The organism is Planctomycetota bacterium (assembly GCA_018242585.1).
Taxonomy (GTDB): domain Bacteria; phylum Planctomycetota; class Planctomycetia; order Pirellulales; family PNKZ01; genus JAFEBQ01.
Genome location: JAFEBQ010000024.1, coordinates 114,619 through 141,185 on the forward strand (window position 1 = coordinate 114,619; position 26,567 = coordinate 141,185).

A 26,567-nucleotide genomic window follows, 5' to 3' on the forward strand; every position below is an offset into this window, starting at 1 on the left:
ATATGAAGACTTTCAACATATCTTCCGTCATTCCCGCGCAGGCGGGAATCTAGTGGAAAGACTTCACTCTAGATTCCCGCCTGCGCGGGAATGACGGCGCGCGGCACATAAGGGTGAATCACGAAGGCAGCGAGCCGGTTAGGCGGCGGTAGCGGGCGTGCAGGTCGCGGGTGATCCAACCCAGGTAGATGTTTGCTCCCAGCGACGCGAACAACGCGATCAAAGCCACCATCAGCGGCAGCCACGGGCGCGGCTCGTCGGTCGTCGCCTTGGCCGCCGTGTGGGTAATCTTCAACTCGGACGGTGACGGCGGTTCCACGGCCGGCGGGTTGCTGGCGGCGGCTGATGCAACGGCCGTCAGCGGCGGCGCTGGCATCTGGGCGCTGGCCGGCGTGACCTGCGGATCGAATCGCGCCGGCTCAGGCTCCCCGGTGACATCGGTCGGGCGAATGCGCCGCCCCGTGCTCCCCGGCAGGTACGCGTTTTCATGGTGCGCGTTGGTCGCGGGCAATGCGGCCACGCTGGTCGGCGCATTTGTGGCCGCGGCGCTTGACGTCACCGTCGCTGGCTTCGCGGCCGTCGCGGTTTCGCCGCTTGGCGCAAGGGAAGGTGCGGGTGTCGATTCTTGCTCGGCAGGCAACTGCGGCGCGATCAGCTTTGGACCAGTCTCAGCCGGCGCACTAACCACCGGCGGCGCGACCATCGTATTGGCCAAGGGGAACGGGTCCGGCGGGGGAGGCAAGGCGATCTGCCCCGCGGCCGAGCGCGCGACGCCCAGCATCGCCATCAGCCCGACGACGGACAGCCCACCACGTAACCACCGCTGACAGTTCGTGCGGAACATCGCTAGTTTCCTTCTTTCTCGCGTCGCTCAACTCGCCGATCCGGTCGGTACGGTAGCGGCCTCGTTCGTGGCCTCGGGCGAACTGCTGATCGTGGGGACCGCCGGGCGTGTTTCATTGCCCCGCAGATCGAGCGTCGCCAACTCGGTGCGCAACATCGATAATAACGTCTGCAAAATCGCGACGACCATCGGGCCGACGACGATGCCGATCGGTCCCAAGGCCTGGGCCCCGCCCAACACGCTCAACAAGCCCAAGAGCGGGTGCAAATTCGACCGGCCGTGCAGCACCAACGGCTTGATCACATTGTCGCCGACGACGCCCACCACGATGGCATACACGGCCAGCACCGCCGCCGCCTGTGGCCGACCGTCGTGGATCAGCAGCCACAACGAGCACGAGCCCCAGACCGGAATCGCCCCCACGAACGGCACGATCGCCAGCACCATCGTCAGCACCGTCAACAGAAACACGCTTTCAAAGCCGCACCACAAGTACGCTCCGCTCATCAGAATGCCCTGCACGGCCGCCGACAGCAGCATGGCCAGCAAGATCGCCCGCATCAGTTGGCTGAACTCGTCGAGCAGTTGTACTTCGTAGCGGTTCTCGAGCGGTGTCAACGTCATCAAGTGATCGATCATAGCCGGGCCGTCGGCCAGAAAGTAGTACAACGCCACGGTCATCACGGCGAGCCCGACGAAGACTTGCAGCAGCATGGTGCCGACGAACTGCGTCGTGCCGACGGCCATCGGGCCGGCGAGCGTGCGAACCTCTTCGCGAATCTGGTCGACCTGCGCCGGGTCAAGGCGCAGCAAATGCTTGACCCACGAGCGAACCGGCCCGCCATAGATCGACAACCGCAGTTCCTCGAACGTGCCCGACGCCTTGGCCAGCGCGGCACGGAAGGCCGCATCGTCCTTGCGGGCTTTCAGCAACTCGCCCAGTTCGTCCTGAAAGGCGGCGATCCGATCACTGAGAACTTTTTGCCGCGCGGCCACGGCTTCGTCAGTCGGCGCGCCAACCTCGGCGGGCCACAACTCGTGGACAAATTGACCGGTCAGCAGCACCAGCCGCTCGATCGTTTGTTGCCGGCTGATCGAGTCGTCGCGGCCAAAGGGGAACTGGCTCGGCTCGCCCAGGCGGTGCAACGACGCTTCGATCTCTCCCAAGCGTTGCTCGGCCAGCGGGCCGGGCAAGTCCAGGTCGAACTTCCGCCGCCACTCGTCGGCCTGCTTGAGCATGCTTTGCTGGTCAAAGTCGCTGACTAGCGAGATCGACTCGGTGGCGGCCCGCGTCACGATCCACAAGGCGGGCAGTAACAAAATCAGCAGCACGCTCAACGTGGTGATACCGGCGGCCAATCGTTCGCGCCCGCCCAGTCGCTGCGACAGTCGCAGGTGCAACGGCCGGAAGATCACCACCAGCAAGATCGCCAGAAACAGCGGCAGCAAAAAGCCGGACAGCACCTCGAACGACAGAAAGCCAAAGACGGCGACGATGCCGATCAGCACCAGAAAAGAGAAGAGTCGCTTCATTCGCACGCAAATCTCCCGGCTCGCCTCGCCCTGTCCCCTCACGGCCGCGTTGGCTGACCGGTTATTGTAGTCGAATTGGATCGAGAAGTCGCTAAGATCAAACGGCTGCCGCTGTCTTAACGCAAACGGCGGCCTGTAGTCACCATAAAACAGAGCAAGATCGTGTACCTCATGTACGTCGACGAAAGCGGTGACTGCGGCCTGCCGGTTGACGGCTCGCCGTCGAGCCACTTTTGCCTGACGGGCCTGGTGGTGCATGAGTTGCGTTGGCGCGACACGATGGTGCAACTGCTCAGTTTCCGACACTGGCTCAAGCGTCGCTACAAGGTTTACCTGGACGACGAGCTACACGCGGCGGACATGATTTCCAAGCCCTCGAAGATTGCTCTTTCGCTCCGGCAGCTTGCGAAGCACCAGCGACCGGCAATCATTCGTCACTTTGCGGATGAGATCGCAACTTTGTCAGACGTGAACCTGATCAACGTGGTCGTCGATAAGCGGACAGGTCACGCGCCCAACAAAGACGAGGTTTTTCGCTGGGCTTGGTATTCGCTGTTCCAGCGCTTCGAGAATACGATTCGTTTTCAGAACTTTCCCGATCCGAAGAACGCCGACGACCGGGGGATCGTCTTTCCCGACGCCACCGATGGACCGAGACTAAAACGGTTTCTCGATTCGATGCGGCTTAGCAATCAACTCAAGGTGCAGCAACGATCCGGGACGTTCGTTTACCACAACCAGCCGATCCGAGCCATTGTTGAAGATCCCGTGGTGCGAGATTCGCAACATTCGTATCTCATTCAGGCGGCGGACTGTGCCGTGTTTCTCCTCAAGCAGTATGTACAGCCATCGGCGTACATGAAAAAGCATGGCGGCAATGCTTATTTCAAGCGGCTCGATCCGGTGCTGTGCAAACTCGCCTCGAATAAAGACCCTGAGGGGATCGTACGCCTATGAGCGGCGGCGCAAAAAAATGGGGCCCCCTTGCGGAGGCCCTGGTGGATCCTACTCTCCGGACTTACCCGGATTTCAGATCCAATTAAATCGTATGTCGCATTCTTCGGTCGAACAAGAACAAAAACTATGCCATTTACAGCCCGAATTCACCTAATCCGATATGCAGCCGCAGATTGGGCCTAATCATGCGAGTCTCACGTTGAATCGACCGCGGCTGCGACGACTGGTGTTCCTGACGCTCAAATGCGCGATTGTCGCCGCGCTGGTGTGGGGCGTCTGGAAAACGCTGGTGGTCGCCTGGGCCGAGTTGGAGCGCCATGCCTGGTCGCCGGCCGAGTTGCGCCCCGGCTGGTTGGCCGCGTCGGCGGCACTCTACATCGCGGCGCTGGCCTGTTGGGGGACGTTCTGGTGGCGGGCGCTCGGGCAATTGAACCAGCCGGTCGGTTGGCTGCGCACGTTGCGCGCCTACTGCATCGGCCACTTGGGGAAATACGTCCCGGGCAAGGCGTTGGTCGTCGTGCTGCGCGCGGGGCTGGTCAGCGGCCCGGGCGTCAACACTCCCGTGGCCGCGGCCAGCGTGTTTCTGGAAACATTGACCATGATGGCCGTCGGCGCGTTCTGCGCCGGCGCGCTGTTGGCCGTTAGCTTTCGCGATCAGCCCTGGCTGATGTTGCTGGCCCTAGGCTGCGCCGTGGGGGCGGGCGTCGGCACGTTGCCCGCGGTGTTTCGCGCGGTCGTATCGCGCGTCGCGCGGGGCAAGGTTGACGCCGCTTCGCTCGACCGGCTGGTGGCCGCGCCGTGGAGTTGGTTGCTCACAGGCTGGGGCGTCGAGGCGGCAGGCTGGGCGCTGCACGGAGCGAGCTTGTGGGCCGCCGCCATCGCCACGGGGCTCTTAGCGCCCTCGTTCGACCTGCAAGGTTTGATCTTTTGCACGGCGGCTGGCGCGCTGTCGATCGTGGTCGGCTTTGTGGCGCTCGTGCCCGGCGGGGCCGTGGTTCGCGAGACGGTGCTGTTGGCGCTGTTGCCCCCGCTGTTCGCGGCCGACGGCGAATCGGCGGCGCTGGTCACGGCCCTGGTTTCGCGCGTGGTGGCGCTAGTGGCTGAACTGCTGGTTTCAATTATCCTATATCCAGCGGCGCGACGCGGCTGAAACTGACGCTCGACCTGTACTTGGTTTGAAAACGCATTAAACAAGGCGGCAATTGACGCGGCCCGGACGGTCGACGACCATAGTGGTCCCACCTCGGCCCCGGCCCGCCTGCCCCCGCACGGTTCTTCTCTCGGCAAGACTTGTTTCTGAGCACTCGTGTTTCTGGACAATTATGTTTCTGAGCAAGCGTGTTTCTAATCAAACAGTAGCTCGATGAAAATCTCGGCAGTCATCCCGGTCTGCAACGAAGACGAAAGCGTCGGCACGCTGCACGGCGAGCTGAGCGCCGTCGCGCGCGACCAGGGTTACGACTTGCAGATCGTGTTCATCGATGACGGCTCGACCGACGACACCTGGAAGGCCATACGCGGCCTGGCCCAGCAAGACCCCCGCGTACATGGCATTCGCTTCCGCCGCAACTTTGGCAAGGCGGCGGCGCTGACCGCGGGCTTTCGCGCGGCGACCGGCGATGTTGTGATCACGCTCGACGGCGATTTGCAGGACGACCCGGCCGAGATTCCGCGATTCTTGAAGCAACTCGATGACGAACATCTCGACGTGATTAGCGGCTGGAAGCAGGTCCGCCACGACCCCTGGCACAAGGTCGGGCCGTCGCGGGTGTTCAACGGCATGGTCAGTTGGCTGACCGGCGTCAAGCTACACGACCACAACTGCGGTATGAAGTGCTACCGTCGCGAGGTGCTGGGCGAGGTCCAGCTCTACGGTGAACTGCACCGCTTCGTGCCGGTGCTGGCAGCGGCGCGTGGCTTTAAGGTCGGCGAGATGGTCGTCACGCATCGCCCGCGACAGTTCGGCCAGTCGAAATACGGTGTCCGCCGGTTCGTAAAAGGCTTTCTCGACCTGCTGACCGTGACGTTCCTGACAGGTTTCGGCCAGCGGCCGCAACATTTGCTGGGAACCTTGGGGCTGTTGTTCTTTGTGGCCGGCGGCGCCGAGTTGCTTTATCTGGCCGGATATTGGCTGGTGAACACGCTGCAAGGGATCGATCCCAAGCTGCACCAGCGGCCTGCTGTCATTTACTCGGTGGGGATGTTGCTGCTGGGGGGGCAATTGCTTTCGATCGGGTTGTTGGCTGAAATGATTACTTCGTTTCAAAGCCGCACGACCGACGCCTATTCGATCGCCGAGCAGACCGTCGCGCCGGCCGATCCACACCCCACGCCCAAGCCATGAGCGCCCAGCCCAATCAACCATCGCAGCCATCGAACAAGCCGGGGGGCAACGCGCCCAACAAGCCCAGTGCTTCGGGCAGCACGTTCAACGTCGCCCCGTCCAGCACGTCGTCATCGAGTACGCAGGGCAAGCCGAACGCGCCGGCCACCAAGCCAACGACCCCGCCGGCCAAGCCGAAGACCGAGGATGATCCCCGCGTCGCGTTGCGTCGCAGCTTGTATGCCGTGCTGATCGTCGTCGGTGTCGGTGGCATGTCGGGACGCATCCTGGCGGTGAACTCGGTCGACAAGATCGGCCAGGAAGCGGTGCTGCGCAAGACGCAGCCCGAGCGGATAATCCAGCGTCCGTTCCTGAGTGGCAACGACCGGAGCCGCTGGTGTACCGTCCGCTCGCTGGTCGAGTTGGGGACGTACCAGATCGACAACATCGTGAACCAGGAGAACTGGGATACGATCGACATGGTCAAGCATGACGGGCATGGCAAGCTGCCCACGCCGCCGGCGCGCTTGGCCGCGGACGAAGGGCACCTATATTCGAGCAAGCCGCCGTTCCTGTCGTCCCTGATCGCGGGCCCTTACTGGGTGATCGTCCGCGCCAGCGGTTGGACGCTCGGGACTCATCCTTACTTCGTCGGGCGCACGCTACTGATTCTGGTCAACGTGCTGCCGGCGATTTTCTACTTCATCGCTGTGGCCCAGATGGTCGAGCGCTACGGCCGCAGCGATTGGGGCCGGCTGTTCGCCATGGCCTGCGCCGTGTTCGCCACTTTCCTGTCAACATTTGCCGTGGTGCTGACCAACCATTTGCCGGCGGCCTATGCGGCGGCCATCGGGCTGAACGCGGCCCTGAAAGTCTACATCGACAGGAACACGAGCTGGTTTCAGTTTCTGCTGGCTGGCTTCTTCTCGGCCTTTGCGGCGGCGTGCGAGTTGCCGGCCTTGGCGCTGTGCGCCGCGTTGTTCGTGGCGCTGCTGTTGACGTCGTGGCGCAAGACGCTGTTTGCCGCGCTGCCTGGCGCGCTGATCGTCGTCGGAGCTTTCTTCGGCACGAACTATGCCGCGCACGAGACGCTGCTGCCGGCCTATGCCATGCGGCACGGTGACGAAGCGCCGGCGGTCGGGGCGACGACTCCGGCTGCGGCTCCCGCTGCCGCGCCAGCGGATCCTTTTGCGGCGGCCCCCGGCGCGCCTGCGCCGAACGCTCCGGCGGCAACACCCGCCGCGGCGAAAGCCGCGCCGCAGCAGCGCTATGGCTGGTATTTCTTTGACTACAAGCGCGGCGAACGGGTGATTCCCAGCTATTGGAGCGACCCGACCAAGCAAAGCGCCATCGACCGTGGCGAGCCGGACCAGGCGATCTACGCCTTTCACGCCCTGGTTGGTCATCACGGCATCTTCTCACTGACGCCGGTTTGGTTGCTGGCCCTGGTCGGCGGGTTGGCCTGGCTGTTTCGCGCGGGGCGAATGCGCTGGGCCGCGCTGGCGCTCTTGGCCGTCTCGTCCGTCTGCATCGTCTTCTACATCATGCGGCCGATGGCCGATCGGAATTACGGCGGCATGACCAGCGGCTTTCGCTGGGCGTTCTGGATGGCGCCGCTATGGCTGGTGATGATGCTGCCGGCCGCCGACGGGGCGGGCAAGAACCGCATCCTGCGCGGCGCGTGCCTGATCTTGCTGGTGATGAGCGTTCTGTCGGTCACCTATCCGACCTGGAATCCCTGGACGCAACCGTGGCTGACGGATTTTTTGCTGGAACGCGGGTTGATTGGTTTGGGGCCGCGGTGACCTGGGAAAAGTTGCGAGTTGCTGGTTGCTTGTTGCTAGTCGGGACGGCCGAACTGCATTCGGTCGCTCCGCGGCCGCTGCCTTACACCTCTCCCTTGATGGGAGAGGTCGCGAGCGCAGCGAAGCGGGTGAGGGTGAAAACGCTGCCGGCTTGGTGCATGGCACAACTCGCCGGCACTCTGAACTCAATACCGCAAGGATGTGAGCGCGTTGACCCTCCCCCAACCCCTCCCTGAAAGGGTGGGGTGTTTGCGTGTTGCCGCGTCAGGGACGCAAAGCAATGGACTACAACGGACTACTGACAACTGACCACGGACAAACCGCAACTGACAACGGACACGAATGTTCAACGACCAAACGATTCAAACCATCCGCAGCCAGTTCCCGGCTCTCGCGCGCACTGTCAACGGCGCGCCGGCTGTGTTCTTCGATGGCCCGGCCGGCAGCCAGGTGCCGCAGCGGGTGATTGACGCCATCGCCGAATACCTGGCGAACTGCAACGCCAACCACGCTGGATGTTTCGCCACGGGCATCGAAAGCGACGCATTGTTGGACGAAGCCCATCGGGCCGCGGCCGCGCTGTTCGGCAGCGAGGACGCCGGCACGGTCGCCTTTGGCCAGAACATGACCTCGCTGACCTTCGCCCTCAGCCGGGCGCTGGCCCGCACTTGGCGCGCCGGCGACGAGATCATCGTCAGCCGGCTCGACCACGACGCGAACTTCACGCCCTGGATCCTGGCGGCCCAGGACGCCGGCGTGGTCGTGCGGTTCATCGAAGTGCGGGCCGACGATTGCACGCTTGACCTCGATAGTTTTCGCCGGGCCTTGTCGCCACGCACGCGGCTGGTGGCGGTCGGCGCGGCCAGCAACGCCGTCGGCACGGTACACCCGGTGGCCGAGATCGCCACCGCGGCCCACGCGGTCGGGGCGCTGGTGTTCGTCGACGCCGTCCATTACGCGGCCCATCGCATGATCGACGTGGCGGCGTGGGACTGCGATTTCTGTGTCTGCTCGGCTTACAAGTTTTTTGGGCCCCACGTTGGCTTGCTGTGGGGGCGGCGCGAGCTGCTCGAATCGCTGGTGGCGTACAAGTTGCGACCGGCGCCGAACGAGCTGCCCGGCAAGTGGATGACCGGCACGCAAAGCCACGAAGGAATCGCCGGCGTGCTGGCCGCGATCGATTACCTGGCCGATCTTGGTCGCGCGTGCGAGCCGGCCGCGCCCGAGCCCAATGCAATCGAACGGCGCGCCGCGCTGACGGCAGCGTATCAGGCGATCAGTGCTTATGAGCGCGAGTTGTCGCGACACATGCTGACCGGCCTGGCCCGATTGAGTGACGTGCGCGTGTGGGGCATTACCGCGCCCGAGCTGCTGGGGGAGCGCGTCTCGACGTTTGGCCTGACCCATCGCCGTTTGCCGGCGCGCGAGCTGGCCGAGCGCTTGGCCGCGGCGGGCGTGTTCTCCTGGGCGGGCAATTTCTACGCGCTGCCGCTGACCGAGTCGCTGGGGCTGGAGCCCGAGGGGATGCTCCGACTGGGCATGCTGCACTACAACACGAAAGCCGAAATCAATCGGGCATTGGACGTGCTAAAACAATTGTAGGGCACGCATCTGTGCGTACCGAGAATCAGCACGAAGGTACGCACGGGGTGCGTACCCTACGGCTGTTTGGCGTGCTAGCCACCGAAGCGTTGGCGGCGACGTGGGCGCTGGTTTACAATACACCCCTGCCCGCCTGGGTGCCGGTTGGCTGCTTAACACCTACCGGCGCTGATCCTGCCTACCCCCACTGAGTGCTCGCCCATGTCGTCGAGCTTTGCTTGCTCCGATTTCCGGTCCGCGTCGCACGCGCGGCGCGATTTGCTGCGCGCGGGCGGGTTGGGGCTGTTCGGGCTGTCGATGCCGCGCTGGTTGCAAGCCGCCGAAAAGTCGGCGGCCGCCGGCACGGCCATTCGCGCCCGGGCCAAGCGCATTATCTTCCTCTACCAGTTCGGCGGGCCGAGCCACCTCGAAACCTTCGACATGAAGCCCGACGCGCCGGACGGCATTCGCGGCTTGTTCAATCCGATTGCCTCGAACGTGCCGGGCGTGCAGGTCTGTGAGCACTTGCCGGCGATGGCCAAGGTAATGGATCGGGTGACCGTCGTGCGGAGCATGACGCACACGATGAAGAATCACAACTCGGCGTCGTACTATGCTCTGACCGGGCGCGCGCCGCCGGTCGATGATATTCGCCTGAAAGATTCGCTCGACCTGGCGCCGGCCTACGGCAGCGTCGTCGATCGGCTGGCGCCGAATCGCTCGGGCATGCCGACGTTCGTTGCCCACCCCTACGTGCTGAGCGACGGTTCGCGCACGCCGGGGCAGTTTGGCAGCTATCTGGGCAAGCAGCACGACCCGTTTCTGATCCAGTCCGATCCAAACCGCAGCGATTTCAAGCTGCCCGAGCTGAGCCTGCCGTCGGGCCTGTCGCTCGATCGGTTGGAAGATCGCCGACACTTGCAGCAACTGGTCGACAAGCAAGGGAAGCTGATGGACTACTCGGCCCGAGCCCGCGGGCTGGACGCTTATTACGAAACGGCGCTCGAGATGTTGCGTTCGCCGGCGGTGGCCAAGGCGTTCGATTTGTCGGCCGAGAAGCCCGAGCTGCGCGATCGCTACGGCCGCACCACGTACGGTCAAAGCTGTCTGCTGGCGCGACGGCTGGTCGAGGCGGGCGTGAAGTTCGTCAGCGTCTACTTCGCCGAAGGGATCGGCGGCCAAAGCACGACCTCCGGTGGCTGGGACACTCACGGGTTCAACGACACGCGGATGTTCCCGATCATGGAGAAGTACCACCTGCCGTCCACCAATCAGACGCTGCCGGTGCTGCTCACTGACTTGGACGAGCGCGGCTTGCTGGACGAAACCTTGGTGGTGTGGGTGGGCGAATTCGGCCGCACGCCCAAGATCAACAAGAGCATCAGCCGCGATCACTGGCCCGACTGCTACACGGCGCTGCTGGCCGGCGGCGGAGTGAAGCGCGGCTATGTGCATGGGGCCAGCGACAAGAACGGCGCGTACCCGCTGCGCGATCCGGTGAAGCCGGACGATCTGGCGGCGACGATGTTTTACCTGCTGGGGATCGATCCCGAGAGCGAAGTGTACGACGCGTCGAACCGGCCGCTGGCGATCTCAGCCGGCAAGCCGGTGTTTGAGGTCATGGCTTAAGACTGAAAATGCCTAGCCACGGAGGCACGGAGACGCGGAGGTTGACACGGAGTGGAGTCGAAGGAGTAGAAGGCGGAGGGATAGAAGAACGCTTGCGGTTTAGTCGCTGCGCCAGAGGCCCTCGCGCCGAAGATTGAACCGCAGAGACGCAGAGTTAAGGATTGAGAAAGAATAATACGGAATGAGTTCATCCCCTTTTTCTCCCTCTCTCAAACTCCCCTCCGTGTTCTTCTCTGTGACCTCTGTGTCTCCGTGGCAAATCCCTCCTCTTCGTGGTCGAATCCTCTTCGTCATGCGGATTTCGTCATTCGTCATTTTCCACTCCGTGCCCTCTGCGTCTCTGCGGTACAAATTGATTTCACAACAATAGGACACAACCATGATTCGCACGCTTGTTGGTTCGTTGATCTGTCTGGTCGCATTGGCAGCTTCGGCGCGCGCGGCGGATTCGGCTGGCGATCGGTACTTTGAGATGCGCACTTACATCACCCACGATGGGCGAATGGACGCGCTGTTGGCCCGCTTCCGCGATCACACGAATGCGATCTTTGTCAAACATGGCATCACGCCGATCGGCTATTGGGTGCCGACCGAAGGGGAGAACGCCGAAAACACGCTGGTCTACATCGTGGCCTATCCCAGCCGCGAAGCCCGCGAGGCATCGTGGAAGGCGTTCCGCGCCGACCCGGCCTGGCTGGCGGCCAAGGAAGCGTCGGAGCGCGACGGCAAGATCGTGAAGAAGGTCGAAGAGAAGTTCCTGAAGCCGACCGATTTTTCGGGGATTAAGTGAAAAGTTGCGAGCGGCTAGTTGCTGGTTGCTAGTGGGGATCGCTGCGCTTTTGTCCGTTGTCAGTTGTCAGTGGTCCGTTGCATTCCATTGCTTTGCGCTCGCGAGCCGGCGACACGCAAACACCCCTCCCTTTCAGGGAGGGGCAGGGGGAGGGTCGACGCGCTCACGACTTGGTGGTGCTGCGTTCAGAGTCCTGGCGAGTTGTGCGGCGCACGGAGCCAGCGACGCTTTCACCCTCACCCGCTCGCTGCGCTCGCGACCTCTCCCATCGAGGGAGAGGTGTAAAGGCAAGGCATCGCGAGCGATGCCAGGGGCAGCTTCCTACAACTGACTACTGACAACGGACAACTGACCCTCTCCCAAACGGCCGTTAACTTCCTGCTCAGGCTGCGGTTACACCAGCGGCAGCCGATTTTCACTCATTTCCTCTGGCTACGCCCGGGAAACCGGCTACAATTTGTTCAATCGTCTGTTTGAAACGATTGTTTTAATCGGTGCCTTATGGCCCATGCGATGGTGGACGACACCCGGCAACGCTTGCTGGCGGCGGCCACCGAGGTCTTCGCGCGGAAAGGTTTCCGCGACGCCACGGTTCGCGAAATCTGCCAGGCCGCCGGCGCCAACATCGCCGCCGTCAACTACCACTTCGGCGACAAGCAGCGGCTGTACATCGAAGCGGTCAAAAGCGTGCAACTGGGCCGGGCCGGCGAAGTGCCGATGCCGGATTGGAACGCCGACACGCGTCCCGAGCGGATGTTGCACGATTTTGTCCACGTGATGCTGGTCCGCATTCTGCGCGACCCGCGCGAAGCGACCCATTTTCAGTTGATGGTCCACGAGCTGTCGCAGCCGACCGAGGCCTGTGTCGAACTGGTCCGCGACTTCATCCGGCCGCACTTCGAGCTGCTGCTGTCGATCATCGATCGGCTGGCGCCGGCCGACTTGCCACTCGAGTCGCGGCAACTGATCGCTTTCAGCATTGTCGGCCAATGCCTGTATCACCGGGTGGCGCGGCCGATCATCCGTCTGGTCACGACCGAGGAGCAGTACTCGCGGCATACGCCGGAACGATTGGCCGAGCATATTACCGCATTCTCTCTGGCAGCGCTCGGACACGGGGCATTGGACGCCGCCGCGCACGCCTTGGGCGTAGCGGCTAAGCGCGCAAGCGGAAAGACTAAACGCAAGCAAAAGGCGAGCGCCACTCGCACGCGAGGTGGCCGATGATCTGGATCGCCTGGAAAATGTTGACGGGCAATCGCGGCAAATACCTGGGCATCATCCTGGGCATCGCCTTTGCCGCGCTGTTGATCGCCCAGCAAGCCTCGATCTTCTGCGGCTTGCTGCTGCTGACGACCAGCCAGATTCAGGACATCACCGGCGCCGACATCTGGGTGATGGACTCGAACGTGCAATTCATCGACGACGTCAAGCCGATGAGCGACAACGAACTGATGCGCGTCCGCGGCGTGCCGGGGGTCGATTGGGCCGTCCGCCTGTACAAGGGGCTGGCCCGCGCGCGATTCCTGCCCGACGACACCGAGGCCAGCTTGGCCAAGGCCGGCAAGTTTCAACAGGTGATCCTGCTGGGCCTGGACGACGCCACGATGGTCGGCGCGCCGCGCAAGATTCTGCTCGGTTCGATCGGCGATCTACGCCGCCCCGACGCCATCATCATGGACGTCAACGGCTATCATTATCTCTGGCCTCACGAGCCGTACCAACTGGGCAGGACATTCGAAATGAACGACCGCCGGGCGGTGCTCGTCGGCATTTGCGAGGCGGGAAAAACATTCCAGACGTTCCCAATCATCTACACCCGCTATTCGCAAGCGGTGCGTTACGCGCCGCCGGAACGGAAGGTGATGTCCTTCATCTTGGCCAATCCCGAGCCGGGCTTGACGACCGCGGAGGTTTGTCGGCGAATCACGGACCAGACGGGGCTCAAGGCGCTGTCGCGCTACGATTTCAAAGCGACCACGATCATTTACTATCTGAAGAACACGGGCATCCCGATCAATTTTGGCATCACCGTGCTCTTGGGATTCATCGTTGGCACGGCCATCTCGGGCCAGACGTTCTATCTGTTCACGGTCGAGAACCTGCGCCAATTCGGCACGCTCAAGGCGATGGGGGCGAGCAACATGCGGCTGGTGCTGATGATTCTGTTTCACGCCGCGGTGGTCGGCGCAATTGGTTACGGGCTGGGGGTCGGCGCGGCGGCTGGCTTTGGCACCTTGATGCAAGGCAATACCAAGCTGGCGTTCTTCATGCCCTGGTGGCTGTTGATCGGGACAGCCGGCGCGATTGTGTTGATGGTGGTGTTGGCGAGCTTGTTGTCGATTCGCCGCGTGCTGGTCCTGGAGCCGGCCGTGGTCTTTCAAGGTTAGTTGTGCTTTCAAAGTTAGTGCTGTTCCAAGAGTGGTAATGCAATGGCCAGTGGCGACCCCAACGTAGCGCCGGCGATTTCCTGCCGCGGACTCACCAAAGAGTACGGCAGTGGCAACGCGCTGACTCGCGCGCTGCGCGGCGTGGACCTGGACGTCTTCCCGGGCGAGGTGACGCTGTTGGTCGGTCCGAGCGGCTGTGGCAAGACAACCCTGCTGTCGGTGATCGCCGGCATTTTGCAGCAGACCGCCGGCTCGGTCAGCGTGCTGGGGGCCGACATCGGCCGGCTGTCGTCGCGCCAGAAAGTGAGCTTCCGCGGCAAGAACATCGGCTTTGTGTTCCAGCAATTCAATCTGCTGCCGGCGCTGACCGCGGCTGAGAACGTGGCCGTGCCGTTGGTGCTGCAAGGCTGGTCCAAACGACGCGCAGTCGACGCGGCGAACCAAATGCTGACCGCGGTCGGCATGCACGATCGACTCGAATCGCTCCCCGGCAAGCTGTCCGGCGGCCAGCAGCAGCGCGTGGCGATTGCTCGCGCGCTGATTCACGATCCCAAGGTGATCGTCTGTGACGAGCCGACATCGGCGCTCGACGCCAAGACCGGCCACTCGGTGATGGTGCTGCTCAGGCAGATTTCGCTACAACCCGACCGGGCCGTGGTGATCGTCACGCACGATCCCCGCACCTATGCCTTCGGCGATCGAGTGGCGAGCATGGAAGACGGTCACGTGGTCGAAGTGCATCGCCAGCAAGTCGATCCGCAACTGATGGAAGAAATAGCGGCGGCAACGCGCGTTGCCGCGGCGGGATAAATGAATAAAGCCCCAATGTCCAAATCCCAATGACCAATGAGGAAGGCCGCTGCAAGCTTTCCCTTTGGTCATTGAGACTTACGGTTGAGTTTGAAAAAGTTTTCCGCACGAGCCAAATCATGTTCACCAAAGTCATTCTCCCGATCATTGCCGCGGTGGGCGTCGTGTTTGCCACGGTGCATGTTCTGTCGGGTCAGCATCCCGCCCCCGGCGGTCCAACCCATGTCAGCGAGCCGCCACGCAATCCATTCGCCCGCACGGTGGCCGGCTCGGGCGTGATCGAACCCGAGACCGAGAACATCGCCATCGGCGCCCCCCTGCCGGGTATCGTCGTCGAGGTGCTGGTCCGCGTCGGCGACCGGGTCAAGACGGGCACGGTCCTGTTCCGACTGGACGATCGGCAATCGAAAGCCGAACTCGGCGTCCGCCAGGCGCAACTGGTCGCGGCCCAGGCTCAGCTCGAACGGCTCGATCGCCAGCCGCGCCCCGAAGAGGTGCCGGTGCAAGAGGCGGTCGTTTCCGAAGCCGAGGCCAACATGGCCGACATGGAAGATCAACTTAGGCGGACCCGCGAGTTGTTCGGTCAGAAAGTCGTCTCGGCCAATGAGTTGGTGACGCGCGAGCAGGCGTTTCGCGCCGCCAAGTCGCGCTGGCTCAAGGCCGAAAGCGAACTCGGGTTGTTGAAGGCCGGCGCGTGGCTGTTCGACAAAACGGTGTCGCGCGCCGCGGTCGATCAGGCCAAATCCCAGGTCGAGCAGCAGAAGATCGAGCTCGATCGGCTGCAGGTCCGCGCGCTGGTCGATGGCGAGGTGCTGCAAGTGAACGTCCGGCCCGGCGAGTTCGTCGGCGCGCCGGCCAACCAGGCGCTGGTCGTGCTGGGCAATGTTCAGCAACTGCACGCCCGCGTCGACATTGATGAAAACGACATTCCCCGCTTCCGCTCCGACGCGGCGGCCAAAGCGATGCTCAAAGGCCAGTCCGACCCGGCCCGGGCGTTTCCGTTGAAGTTCGTCCGCGTCGAACCGTACGTGATTCCCAAGAAATCGTTGACCGGCGAAAACGCCGAGCGCGTCGACACCCGTGTGTTGCAGGTGATCTATTCGGTCGACGCCCGCGGGCAGCGTCTGTTCGTCGGACAGCAGCTCGACGTGTACATCGACGCGTCGAATAACGAACCAACGGCCGCGAAGTAGGGCGGCGACGCGCGACTTGGGTAGCCCCGGTTGCTCGCCAACCGGGGCGGGCGCAGCCCGCAAGAGGCGGCGGGAACGAGCCGCCCCCATCTACGCATTGCAACGCGCGCAAACCGTCAACCGCTGCCTCCTGTCGCTTCGCGACACCGGTTGCAGAGCAACCGGTGCTACCCCATCCGACGGGGCTGCAATACGCGCAGTTGTCTTATCAGCTTTCCACCCCTGTCGCCGGCTTCGTGACGACCGGCCCACGTGGCGTTATACTCGTCTGCTCCGCCGCCCCATTTCGCGCGGCAACGAACCCCCGAACGTCACCGAGGAACACGATGGATCTGTCCGGAAAGGTTGCGCTGGTCACCGGCGCGGGGCGCGGCATTGGTCGCGCCGCGGCCGAAGCGTTGTCGCGCGCCGGCGCGACGGTCGTTGTCAACGATTTGCGCGAGGCCGATGCCCAGGCCACGGCCGACGTGCTTCGCGCCGGCGGCCACAAAGCCGGCGCGATCGCCACCGACGTCTCCGATCAACAGGCCGTCGAGGCGATGGTCGCCCGGGTGGTCAAGGAGTTCGGCCGCTTGGACATCGCCGTCAGCAGCGCCGTCTACAGCGACCGCGAGCTGTTTTACGAAGCGAACATGGACGGCTTTAGCCGCACGATCAACGTGACGATGTGGGGGGCGTTTTACCTGTTGCGGGCCAGCGCGCGACAGATGATCGCACAAGGAGAGGGGGGCTCGATCGTCCTGGTCAGCTCGCCGCACGCCGAGTTGGCCGTGCCCAAGTCGATGGCCTACAACATGGCCAAGGCGGCGGTCGATCACATGGGTCGGACGGCGTCGCTGGAACTAGCCGAGCACAACATTCGCGTCAACCTGGTCCACCCCGGTTGGACCGACACGCCGGGCGAACGGAAGTTCTTCAGCGACGACGAGCTGAAGGTGGCTGGCGCGGCTTTGCCCTTGGGTCGACTGGCCCAGCCGGCGGAAATCGCCCGGGGCATCGCGTTTCTATGCGACCCGGCCAGCGATTACATCACCGGCGCGACGTTCCGGATCGACGGCGGCGTCACATTGGTGCGTGGCCGGGCGGCCCCCACGCCACAGCCCTCCGAGAAGTAATGGCGCGCCTCATGGCCACTTCGCGCGCATCGCAGACCAACAATGCGTCGACCGGCCCGCTGGTCGTCGGCCTCGGCGAGTCGTTGTTCGATTGCTTCGACGATCGCCAGGTTCTCGGCGGCGCGCCGCTCAACGCAGCTGTCTGCGCGCATCAACTGCTCGCTCCCGTGAACGGCCAGGGCGTGTGCGTCACCCGCGTCGGCAACGACGATTTGGGCCGGCAGGTGGCGGCCGAGTTGACCGCCCGGCGAATGAGCACCGGCTATGTCCAAGTCGACGACCGCTGGCCGACGGGCCGGGCGCTGGTGCAAGTGAAACAGGGCGAGCCGGTGTTCGAGATCGTGGCCGACGTGGCTTGGGACTGGCTGGCGTTCGATCCACCGGCCGAACGCGTGGCCTCGCTGTGTAGCGCCGTCTGTTTTGGCACGTTGGGGCAACGCTGCGAGCCGGCCCGGCAAGCGGTGCAACAATTCGTCGAGCAGGCCCCCCAGGCGTTGCGACTGTTCGATGTGAATCTGCGCCAGCAATACTTCAGCGCCGCCGTCGTGCGACGCAGCGCCGAGTTGGCCAACGTGCTGAAGGTGAACCAGCACGAGTTGCCGGTCATCGTCGAGTTGCTCGAACTTGCCACCCCCGATACGTCGACCGGGGCGATGGCCCAGGCCTTGCGTGAAAAGTTCAATCTGAACGCGGTCGTCCTCACGCGCGGCGCGGCCGGGACCGTGGCCTTTACGGCCGACGGGGCGACCGAAGGCGCGCCGGTCAGCTATCCGCGCCATCCGCAAGCCGACAGCGTGGGTGCCGGCGACGCCTGCTCGGCGGGGTTGCTCGTCGGGCTCTTGCTGACCGGGTCGTGGAGTGCCAGCGTCGAGCTGGCCAATCACACCGGCGCGTTCGTGGCCTCGATGCCCGGCGCGACGCCGACCTTGCCGCCAGCGATTCTCGATCGCGTGACGGCGCTGGCACGCAGTCCATAGCTCCTCGTCGCGCGATGAGGTCCAGCGACACGCTATCATTTTTCGCGCCCTAGTCGATTTGGGGCGCACTACGGTACACTCGGGCGCGGGGCTGCTTGTCGTGCGCCGCCGCTCGCCGCGTCATTTTGTCGCCCCCGCTGCGAACTCACGGTGCTCGATGGAACACGTCAGCCACGAATTTCTCTTTAACCTGGCAATGGTGCTGGGCGTGGCGGCGCTCACCACCGTCTTGTTCCAGGCGCTCCATCAACCGGTCGTGCTCGGCTATCTGCTGGCCGGGCTGATCGTTGGGCCCCACACGCCCATTCCGCTGGTGGCCGACGAGAAAACGATTCACACGCTGTCCGAGTTGGGCGTGATCTTGCTGATGTTCTCGCTGGGGCTCGAGTTCAGCCTCAGTCGTTTGTTCCAGGTGCTCGGCACGGCCGGCCTCGTGGCGGTCATCCAGTGCAGCTTGATGATCTGGCTCGGCTACATCGTGGGACAGATGTTCGGCTGGACCGCGATGGAAAGTTTTTTCACCGGCGCGCTACTTGCCATCAGCAGCACCACGATCATCGTCAAAGCCTTCGATGAATACGGCCAAGCGTCCAAACGGCTGGTCGAACTGGTGTTCGGCGTGCTGATTGTCGAAGACCTGATCGCGATTCTACTCTTGGCCATGCTGACGGCCAGCGCCTCGGGCGCGAAAATGTCGGCTGATGAAGTCGTCTGGACGGTGGCTCGGCTGGTGGCGTTTCTGGTGGCGCTGGTCGGCGTGGGGCTGCTGATCGTCCCCCGGGCCTTTCGCCAGATTGCCGCCCTGCGCCGGCCCGAGACAATGCTCGTGGCCAGCGTCGGCTTCTGCTTCACCATCGCGCTGTTGGCCCAGTGGGCCGGCTACTCGGTCGCGCTTGGCGCGTTCCTGGCTGGGGCGCTGGTGGCCGAGTCGGGCCGGGCGCACGAGATCGAGCACCTGGTCCGTCCGGTGCGCGATATGTTCGCCGCTATCTTCTTCGTGGCCGTGGGCATGTTGTTGGACCCGGCGTTGATCGCCGCCCACTGGCTGGCCGTCGTTGTGCTAACGGTGGTTGTGGTGCTGGGCAAGTTTATCGGCGTGGCCGTCGGCGCGTTCCTGACCGGCTACAGCATTCGCACCTCGGTCCAGGCGGGCATGAGCCTGGCGCAAATCGGCGAGTTCTCGTTCATCATCGCCGGCGTCGGACTGGCGCTCGGCGCGACCGACACTTTTCTTTATCCAGTGGCGGTCGCGGTATCGGCGATCACGACGTTACTGACTCCCTGGTTGATCCGCGCCTCGACACCGGTGGCCGAGTTTATCGACCGGCGCTTGCCCAAGCCGTTGCAGACGTTTGCCGCGCTGTACGGTTCGTGGCTCGAACAGTTTCGCGCCACGCCGCACGAGCCCAGCATGTGGCAACGGCTAAGGCGGTTGATCGGGCTGCTATTGATCGACGCCGGCTTGTTGGGCGGGGTGCTCATCGGCAGCGCCCTGGCCATGCAACACTCCCAGGCATGGATTCAAGATCGCTTTGCCGCGCCGGACTACGTGGCGCGAATCGTGGTCATCGTCACCTGCATCCTGGTGTCAGCCCCCTTTTGCTTTGGCATCGCCCGCTGCGCCCAGTCGCTGGGGAAGTTGCTGGCGACCGAGGCACTGCCGGCCGCGGCGGCGGGCAAACTGGACCTGGCGGCCGCGCCGCGCCAAGCGCTGGTGCTGACGTTTCAACTGGCGATTGTGCTGCTGGTCGGCGTGCCGCTGGTGGCGGTGACCCAGCCGTTCCTGCCGCCGTTCGGCGGGGCGGCCCTGTTGGCCGCGGTGCTGTGCGTCATGATCCTCGGCTTCCTGCGTTCGGCCGCTCAATTCCAGGGGCACGTTCGCGCCGGCTCGCAGATGATCGCCGAGTTTCTCTCGCAACACGCGCCAGCTTCAACCGACGGCGCCAAGGACGACGCGCTGGCCACGCTCGATCGCTTGCTGCCCGGCATGGGCACGCCGACGGCAGTGCGACTGGAAGCAGGAAGCCCGGCGGTGGGGAAATCGCTGCGGCAACTTAACCTCCGCGGCTTGACCGCGGCCACGGTGCTGGCCATCGCGCGCGGCAACGAAGGCATCCTGCCCACCGGCAAGGAAGAGCTGATGGAAGGAGACGTGCTAGCGCTGGCCGGCACGCACGAATCGATCGCGGCGGCGCGGCAACTACTGCTACCGAGCGCGGCCACAGCGAGCTAGTGCAGTTGTTTGCTCGCGGCGGTTTCACTACGCTTGTGGCTTCTGAATAAGCCCGAATGACGAAACCACAATGACGAAGGAACTGTCTTTACACCTCTCCCTTTCAGGGAGAGGTCCCGAACGAAGTGAGCGGGTGAGGGTAAACGCGTTGCCGGCCGAACAGCATTGCGCCAAGCTTCATTGCCGTGAGCGCGAAGTCTTTCGGCCCTGAACGCTTTTACCCTCCCCCAGCCCCTCCCTGACAGGGAGGGGTGTTTGCCGTTGATGGCGTTGGCGTTTTTCCTTCGTCATTCTGGTTTCGTCATTCGGATTTATCTCGCACGCTCCCACTCAATCACGTAGCGAACCACTGTCAATGACAAACGCCCTCACGAGCGCTCCAAACAAGATTCTGCCCGCCTTGGTCACGCCGCTGTCCCCCTCGGGCAGGTTGGACCTGGCCAGCACCGAGCGGCTGATCGATCACTTGTACGCGCAAGGGGTCGGCGGGCTGTACGTCGGCGGCGGGACCGGCGAGGGGATTTATCTCGATGCCGAGCTGCGCCGCGTGCTGGTCGAGATGGCCGTCGGCATGTCGCGCGGCCGCGGACAAGTGATCGTTCACGTCGGCGCGGTCGAAGGATCGCTGGCTTATGACATGGCCTTGCATGCCGCGGGAGCCGGAGCCGACGCCGTGGCTAGCATCCCACCGTTCGCCGGTGGTTTTAGCTGGGACGAGATTTACGGCTATTACCGCACGCTCTGCGAGCTGAGCCCGATCCCGGTCATTGGGTATTACATTCCCAGCTTGACGGGCATGCCGTTGTCGATCGATCGGCTGGCCCAGTTGGCCGAGCTACCCAACCTGGCCGGCTTCAAGGTGACCGACAGCAATCTGTACATCACCGAGCGGCTGCTCTCGCGCTTGCGCCCCGACCAGTTGATCTACAACGGGCCTGACGAGCTGCTGTCGCTGGGGCTGATGCTCGGCGCGCACGGCGGCATTGGGACGACGTACAACTTCATGCCGAAGCTGATTCTGCAGATCGCGGCCCTGTCGGCGGCCGGCCAGCACGCCGAGGCCGTGGCCGTGCAGAAGCAAGTAAACCGCGTGATCGAAATCCTGCTCACCTGTCAGTTCGTGGCGGCGACGAAGCAGATTTTGGTCTGGCAGGGCTTGCTGCAGCACGCAGCCTGCGCCGCCCCCCGCGCGTCGCTTACGGCCGAGCAGCAAGCCGAGCTGCGCCGCAAGCTGGATCAATCCCCCATCGCCGACACGCTGGTGAAATAGCCTCTTTTAGGATTCACCACGGAGGCACAGAGCGAAGTTTGGAAGGAGAGGAACTCCGTCAAACTCTTTTCTTATTCGGCCAGGTGTTCCTGCCAGTTCTGTGCTGTGTGAAACACGTGCAGAATGTTTACGTGCTGCTCATCGACACGATAGGCCACGACGTGGCCGTGCCCCTTCGCTTTACGGCGGACGATGATGTACCGCAAATCGGGCCGGCCGGCAACCGGCCGTCCCCGGTTGTACGCTTCGCCTAGAACGTCAATGGCCCGCTCGAGCAAGGCAACATAGACGTCCGCATGGGCCAAGCCATAGCGTTCGACGTTCCATCGCCAAATACCATGAAGCTCGTTGAGTGCCGTTGGCGAGCGGACGACACTTAGCGGGGGTTTTGGCGTAGCCATTCTTCCCTGCGTTTGGCGAGTTCCGCCTTAGCCTGCTCTGACGTCAGCCCCAGTCCAGCGTCAATCTCGGCGATGGCACAGTCGATATGAGCCAGCCGCTCGGGCGTAAAGAGATGGTCGAGGTTCTCGGTTTCTTCAAAGCCATGCTGCAACAGTTCAGTCACGTATTCATCAACGGATGAAAAGCCGGCTTCGGACGCCCGGCGTTGCGCCTCCTGGTAAACCTGCTCGTTGAGCTGAATCTGGTGCATGGCTCACGCCTCCCAAGGGTGTCTCACTTCATGCTACGGTGTCCGTTGGGATTCATCAACGTTGAGTCGGCATCTCCCTGATTGCCTCCTCGTCTTTTCCGTGTCCTCTGTGTCTCTGTGGTGAAATTAAAAAGCCCAGGGGATGGGACCCCTGGGCTTGTGGTTCTGTCTAATCGCTAATTGCTAGTCGCTAATCGCCAGTACCAATCTACTTCCGTGCCGGTTTCAACTGCCACAGCTCGTTGAAGAAGTCGGCCGCCACGACTTGTCCCGGGGCTTGCGACGTGATGCCGCCCGCGATGTTCAGCACCGCCCAGTCGGGTAGCTTCGGCACTTGCCGCGCGTTGTTCAGGTAATCGTACTCGCGGTAGGTGAAGCCGCTGTTCAGCACGACGTAGCGCTGCGGATTCAGCGGGTTCGGATAGATCAGCACCGGCACGTGCTCGTCGGCCGAGTACTTCGTGTCTCCCACGATCACCGCGTCGGCCGTCCATTGAATGGGCAACTTCTGGGCGATCTTGGCCAGCACGCTGTTACTTTGCGGGTCGCCCCATAGCACCAGGTTGTGCTGTGCAATGTCACCGTCGGTGATCTCACCGTCGTGCTTCACCCGGGCGTCGCCGCGGAATTGTTGCCGCCAGTGCTCGATGGCGTGGGCTTCCTCGACTTTGACCCAGGCGGCGACTTTCTCGCTGCGCGGCTTGCCGGTGCCGTGGACCATCAGAAAGCTGTCCAGAAACGCATCGTCGATCGGGCCTTGCAGGCCGGCGCGCTTTTCGAGGTAGTCGTGCCCGCTGGCCGGCGTGGCGCGCCACGTACTGCCATCTTTCTCGAAGTGGGCGTCCCAGGAGCGGTCGGTCTGCGGACCCGGCACTTCCATCGACTGCCCGTCGAGCGCCACCGTCACACGCCGGGTCGCGTCGAGCGGGCACTGCCCCGGCTGGAAGTGAAAGCTCAGCTCGGTCACGCCCGCGGTCGCGGCCCGCACCTGATTTGCTCCGACCAGCTCGGCATCGACCTTGGCCCGTTCCCAATGTTGCTCCAGGCCGTCGACCGTGACCCAGAGCATCTCATTGTAGCGCAGCGTGAACGTCGTGAACTTCACATGCCGCGGCGCGGGGTCGCGACCCACGGCGGCAATGGCGTTGATCCGGCGATCGAGCTCGCGCTTGGTTTCGTCGTGGTACTTGTGGGCTGTCTGGGGACCGATCAGGTGTGTCAGCGTCATCCCCTCGGCTTCGAGCGCGCGGGCCATCATGTCGGCGGCTTGCTTCTGCTTGTCGATCTCGCCGCTATAGGCGACCGTCGGGCAGTTGTACAAGTTCAACGCGTACTCGGTGGCGTCGTACATCCGCCACAGCTTCTGCTCGTACCAGGTCGGCTTCAGCTTCTCGTCCTGGAATACCTTCAAGAAGTCGGCGGTCTCGGAAAAGCCGGCGCCTGGCGCGGCCGCGCACCAGCGCCCGGCAAAGTGCGTGGCAAACTGCCAACAGGCGGCGCCCCCCATCGAAAAGCCGCGAACGACGATCCGGTTGTCGTCGATCGGGTACTGCCGCCGCACGTCGTCAATCGCCTCGAACAGATCGACCTCGCCGGCCAACTTGTTCGCGCAGCAATACCGCCCGTATAGGAACAGCACCATGCCGTGCTGCGGCGGCGGGCCATAGCCGCGGGCCTGGCCGCCGTCGAGGAACATCGCTTCGCTCAGCGTCTCGCCACGGCCGTGGAACCAGCAATCCAAACGATACGGCGTGGCCGAGCGCGGGTCGAAACCCTCGGGCAATAGCAACACATAGGGCTGCAACGAGCCGTCGATCTTCGAGCGGTAAGCCCGGCCTTGCACGCCAGCGGCGGTGGTCCAGGGGGTTTTTCCTTCGGCCAGTTGCTCGGCCCGAGTCAGGGCGAGCTTCAACTGGTTCTTGACGACTTGAATCTCATTAGGCTTGAAGATTTCGTCGTACTTCAAGGCCCAGGTCGCGGCCTTTTGGTAAACCTCAATGTCGCGCAGCGGCGCGAGCAGGGCCGGCTGCTTGCCGCGCGCCAGAGCGCGCAGCGGCTCGAGCTTTGCTTCCAATTGCTTCAAGTCGGCTTCGATCGCCGTGCGATCGGCCTCGGGCACGGGCACCCCCGGCGGCGGAATCCGCCGGACCTGCTGCGGCACATTGTCCTTGGGACCATCAGCCCGCAACGCGGCTACCGACAAGAGGAGTAGTCCTAGTCCAACCAGAGCAATCGTGCGTTTCATGGGGCGATGTTTCCTTGTATCGTACGGGCTGTATTGTCTGTTAAGTTGTCGTGAAATGGTCCACACGGGTTCAAGCCCCATTTGCGGCCTATGCCGCAACACCTCTCCCTTTAAGGGAGAGGTCGGGAGCGCAGCGAACCGTGTGAGGGTAAACGCGTCGCAAGCCAAACGACGTGGCGCCAATCGCGGACGACCGACTGCGATGGCTCATGGCTAGTAACGTCCTTACCCTCCCCCAGCCCCTCCCTGAAAGGGAGGGGTGTATGTCGCGCGAGGGCAAACGATTCCGACTTCCGCCGCGCGACAATTTGCTGTCTCATCTTACTTCCACCGCGCGACGACCGCGCTACGGTTCAATCCTTTTTCCCTTCACCGTCGCCGGCCAGCGCGGGGGCAGCATTTGCGCGTTCCACTGGTCCCACGCGGCTTGCAATTGGGCCACGCGATCCGGATGCTTCGCCGCCAGATTCGTTTGCTCGCCCAGGTCATCAAACAGGTTGAACAACAGCGGCTCCTGACTGACGTCTTGATACTCGCCGGGGCCCAGGCTCGGCCGGACCAGCTTCCAATTCCCCGAGCGCACTGCCATCTGCTTGCCAAACCGCCAATAGAGATGCTCGTGCGGCGGCTGCTTCGCCGCGCCGGTCAAATGAGGGAGCAAATCGACACCATCAAGCGGCTTGTCACCCGCCGGCTTCACGTTCGCCGCGGCCAGGGCCGTTGCCCCGATGTCCAGCACGATCACCGGCGCGTCGAACCGCGCGCCGGCCGGCACTCGCCCGGGCCAGCGGACCAGGAACGGGACGCGAATGCCCCCTTCCCACGTGTCACCTTTGCTGCCGCGCAGCAGGGCATTCGTCGAGCCGTTGGGCGAAAACTTCGTTGTCGGCCCGCCGTTGTCGCTGATGAAAAAGACCAGCGTTCGTTCATCGAGGCCGGTGGCTTTCAGTTTGTCGAGGACCGCGCCGACCGCGACGTCCAGTTTCGCAAGCATGGCCAGATACGTGCGCCGCGTCGGGTCGGTAATGTTGGCGAGCGCGGCTTCGGCTTCGCTCGGCGCTTCCATCGGCGTGTGGACGGCATTGAACGCCAGATACAGCGCAAACGGCTCGGCGCGATGGCGCTCGACAAAGTCGCACGCCTCGCGCGCCAGCACGTCGGTCAGGTAGCCGTCGAGTTCCACGCGCTGCCGGCCGCGCAGTATCGGCCCAAAGTTCGGATCATCGGTCTTCAAAAACGTATGCGCGCCGGTCAGAAAGCCGTAGAACTCGCCAAAGCCTCGCGCCAACGGATGAAACGGGGCTTCCTCGCCTTCGTGCCATTTGCCGATCAGGCTGGTGGCGTAGCCGACCGCTTGCAAGGCGCCGAAGAACGTCGCCTCGCCCACCGGCAAACCTTGTCCCGCGCCGTTGTGCTTGAGCAGCGCCGGATTGAACTCGTGGCCGAAGCGTTGCTGATAGCGCGACGTGAGCAAGCCCGCGCGCGTCGGGCTGCAATACGGGCACGAGGCATAGCCGTTGGTGCAGTGCGCCCCCTCGGCGGCCAGTCGATCGATCCGCGGCGTCGCCAGTTGGCGATTCCCCAACAAGCTCAAGTCGCCATACCCGAGGTCGTCGGCAAGTATTAGTACGATGTTTGGTCTACGCGCCGAATCAGCTAAATTATCGGCAAAAACGTGACATATACAGCAGGGATGGCTTATCGCCACAATGATTAGTGTAGCTAATTTGTGCAGTAGATGAGGCCTTATTGAATGACCCATCGCCGGGTGGGGGAACTGCATGTCATGGCCCTTGGAGTGAAATTGGGGCGCAGGCCGACGGCCGAGGGCAGGCTTAGTATCGGCCCTCGTCCGGCTCAGGTCAACTTTTCAGGGAGAGGGAAGACGGATGGTCTGAGCCCGTAAACAACGACGTCAATTGCATGGATCTGCCTGGTATTGGAAGCAGACCAATTGCTAGTGCTACACGCTTCCTGAAACCAGGAAGAGTGTCGCCCTTTTTGATGAAGACGGCGAGCGCATCGGTGGGATCGCCAACTAGGATTCCGTCAAAGAGGTCCTGGCGAGGGGCAAAGTAGCCGGGGAAACGAACGCTCAGGTCGACCCAAATTGGATCGTGGCCCGAGTGTGCTCGGAATACCTGCAGCATTGCGAGCGACGCGTTGCCGCCAGGGCGATGAGCAAGGGGCACCATGGCGGCGTGACAAGCGGCTCGACAG

The 26,567-nt window shown here is 63.3% G+C and carries 21 protein-coding genes; 15 read left to right on the forward strand and 6 right to left on the reverse strand.

Annotated features, from left to right (window positions below; all coding sequences use genetic code 11):
- Positions 1 to 118: 118 nt before the first annotated feature.
- Positions 119 to 844 (reverse strand): hypothetical protein, encoded by a 726-nt coding sequence (locus JSS27_12315; GenBank protein ID MBS0209725.1) that lies wholly within the window; start codon positions 842 to 844, stop codon positions 119 to 121.
- Between the two features lie 27 nt (positions 845 to 871).
- Positions 872 to 2,377: an AI-2E family transporter gene (locus JSS27_12320; GenBank protein MBS0209726.1), complete on the reverse strand. Its 1,506-nt coding sequence runs from the start codon at positions 2,375 to 2,377 to the stop codon at positions 872 to 874.
- A gap of 171 nt (positions 2,378 to 2,548) precedes the next feature.
- On the opposite strand from JSS27_12320, the gene JSS27_12325 reads away from it, so the two are divergent.
- The 15 genes from JSS27_12325 to JSS27_12395 all read left to right on the forward strand — a co-directional run bounded on the left by JSS27_12325 (position 2,549) and on the right by JSS27_12395 (position 21,450).
- The gene (locus JSS27_12325; protein ID MBS0209727.1) at positions 2,549 to 3,334 is read left to right on the forward strand and encodes a DUF3800 domain-containing protein; all 786 of its coding nucleotides are present in this window, start codon (positions 2,549 to 2,551) and stop codon (positions 3,332 to 3,334) included.
- Positions 3,335 to 3,533: 199 nt separating this feature from the next.
- The gene (locus tag JSS27_12330; protein MBS0209728.1) at positions 3,534 to 4,484 is read left to right on the forward strand and encodes a flippase-like domain-containing protein; all 951 of its coding nucleotides are present in this window, start codon (positions 3,534 to 3,536) and stop codon (positions 4,482 to 4,484) included.
- A gap of 213 nt (positions 4,485 to 4,697) precedes the next feature.
- Complete coding sequence (locus JSS27_12335; protein MBS0209729.1) at positions 4,698 to 5,678, forward strand: glycosyltransferase family 2 protein; 981 nt, start codon at positions 4,698 to 4,700, stop codon at positions 5,676 to 5,678.
- Positions 5,675 to 7,462 (forward strand): hypothetical protein, encoded by a 1,788-nt coding sequence (locus tag JSS27_12340; protein MBS0209730.1) that lies wholly within the window; start codon positions 5,675 to 5,677, stop codon positions 7,460 to 7,462. The genes JSS27_12335 and JSS27_12340 overlap by 4 nt, the downstream gene beginning before the upstream one ends.
- Positions 7,463 to 7,804: 342 nt before the next feature.
- Positions 7,805 to 9,064: a cysteine desulfurase-like protein gene (locus JSS27_12345; protein MBS0209731.1), complete on the forward strand. Its 1,260-nt coding sequence runs from the start codon at positions 7,805 to 7,807 to the stop codon at positions 9,062 to 9,064.
- A 201-nt stretch (positions 9,065 to 9,265) separates the two neighbouring features.
- Positions 9,266 to 10,672 carry a DUF1501 domain-containing protein gene (locus JSS27_12350; protein MBS0209732.1) on the forward strand — a complete coding sequence of 469 codons (1,407 nt, stop codon included), beginning with the start codon at positions 9,266 to 9,268 and terminating at the stop codon, positions 10,670 to 10,672.
- A 379-nt stretch (positions 10,673 to 11,051) separates the two neighbouring features.
- Positions 11,052 to 11,462, forward strand: coding sequence for an NIPSNAP family protein (locus tag JSS27_12355; GenBank protein MBS0209733.1), 411 nt, complete (start codon positions 11,052 to 11,054; stop codon positions 11,460 to 11,462).
- Positions 11,463 to 11,975: 513 nt separating this feature from the next.
- Complete coding sequence (locus JSS27_12360; GenBank protein MBS0209734.1) at positions 11,976 to 12,689, forward strand: CerR family C-terminal domain-containing protein; 714 nt, start codon at positions 11,976 to 11,978, stop codon at positions 12,687 to 12,689.
- Positions 12,686 to 13,852 carry an FtsX-like permease family protein gene (locus JSS27_12365; GenBank protein MBS0209735.1) on the forward strand — a complete coding sequence of 389 codons (1,167 nt, stop codon included), beginning with the start codon at positions 12,686 to 12,688 and terminating at the stop codon, positions 13,850 to 13,852. Before JSS27_12360 ends, JSS27_12365 begins: the two co-directional genes overlap by 4 nt.
- A 42-nt stretch (positions 13,853 to 13,894) precedes the next feature.
- The gene (locus JSS27_12370) at positions 13,895 to 14,662 is read left to right on the forward strand and encodes an ABC transporter ATP-binding protein (protein MBS0209736.1); all 768 of its coding nucleotides are present in this window, start codon (positions 13,895 to 13,897) and stop codon (positions 14,660 to 14,662) included.
- A gap of 119 nt (positions 14,663 to 14,781) precedes the next feature.
- Positions 14,782 to 15,855 carry a biotin/lipoyl-binding protein gene (locus JSS27_12375; protein MBS0209737.1) on the forward strand — a complete coding sequence of 358 codons (1,074 nt, stop codon included), beginning with the start codon at positions 14,782 to 14,784 and terminating at the stop codon, positions 15,853 to 15,855.
- Between the two features lie 326 nt (positions 15,856 to 16,181).
- Positions 16,182 to 16,970, forward strand: coding sequence for an SDR family oxidoreductase (locus JSS27_12380; GenBank protein ID MBS0209738.1), 789 nt, complete (start codon positions 16,182 to 16,184; stop codon positions 16,968 to 16,970).
- A gap of 11 nt (positions 16,971 to 16,981) precedes the next feature.
- Positions 16,982 to 17,947, forward strand: a complete 966-nt coding sequence (locus JSS27_12385; protein ID MBS0209739.1) for a carbohydrate kinase — start codon at positions 16,982 to 16,984, stop codon at positions 17,945 to 17,947.
- A 157-nt stretch (positions 17,948 to 18,104) separates the two neighbouring features.
- Positions 18,105 to 20,180 carry a cation:proton antiporter gene (locus JSS27_12390; GenBank protein ID MBS0209740.1) on the forward strand — a complete coding sequence of 692 codons (2,076 nt, stop codon included), beginning with the start codon at positions 18,105 to 18,107 and terminating at the stop codon, positions 20,178 to 20,180.
- 355 nt (positions 20,181 to 20,535) lie between these two features.
- Positions 20,536 to 21,450, forward strand: a complete 915-nt coding sequence (locus tag JSS27_12395; protein ID MBS0209741.1) for a dihydrodipicolinate synthase family protein — start codon at positions 20,536 to 20,538, stop codon at positions 21,448 to 21,450.
- A 71-nt stretch (positions 21,451 to 21,521) separates the two neighbouring features.
- Here the strand turns inward: JSS27_12395 and JSS27_12400 are convergent, their stop codons facing one another.
- The 4 genes from JSS27_12400 to JSS27_12415 all read right to left on the reverse strand — a co-directional run bounded on the left by JSS27_12400 (position 21,522) and on the right by JSS27_12415 (position 26,109).
- Positions 21,522 to 21,851 (reverse strand): type II toxin-antitoxin system RelE/ParE family toxin, encoded by a 330-nt coding sequence (locus JSS27_12400; GenBank protein MBS0209742.1) that lies wholly within the window; start codon positions 21,849 to 21,851, stop codon positions 21,522 to 21,524.
- The gene (locus JSS27_12405) at positions 21,827 to 22,102 is read right to left on the reverse strand and encodes a hypothetical protein (protein ID MBS0209743.1); all 276 of its coding nucleotides are present in this window, start codon (positions 22,100 to 22,102) and stop codon (positions 21,827 to 21,829) included. Before JSS27_12405 ends, JSS27_12400 begins: the two co-directional genes overlap by 25 nt.
- A 208-nt stretch (positions 22,103 to 22,310) precedes the next feature.
- Positions 22,311 to 24,347: a prolyl oligopeptidase family serine peptidase gene (locus JSS27_12410; GenBank protein ID MBS0209744.1), complete on the reverse strand. Its 2,037-nt coding sequence runs from the start codon at positions 24,345 to 24,347 to the stop codon at positions 22,311 to 22,313.
- A gap of 346 nt (positions 24,348 to 24,693) precedes the next feature.
- Positions 24,694 to 26,109, reverse strand: coding sequence for a sulfatase-like hydrolase/transferase (locus JSS27_12415; GenBank protein MBS0209745.1), 1,416 nt, complete (start codon positions 26,107 to 26,109; stop codon positions 24,694 to 24,696).
- Between the last annotated feature and the right edge of the window lie 458 nt (positions 26,110 to 26,567).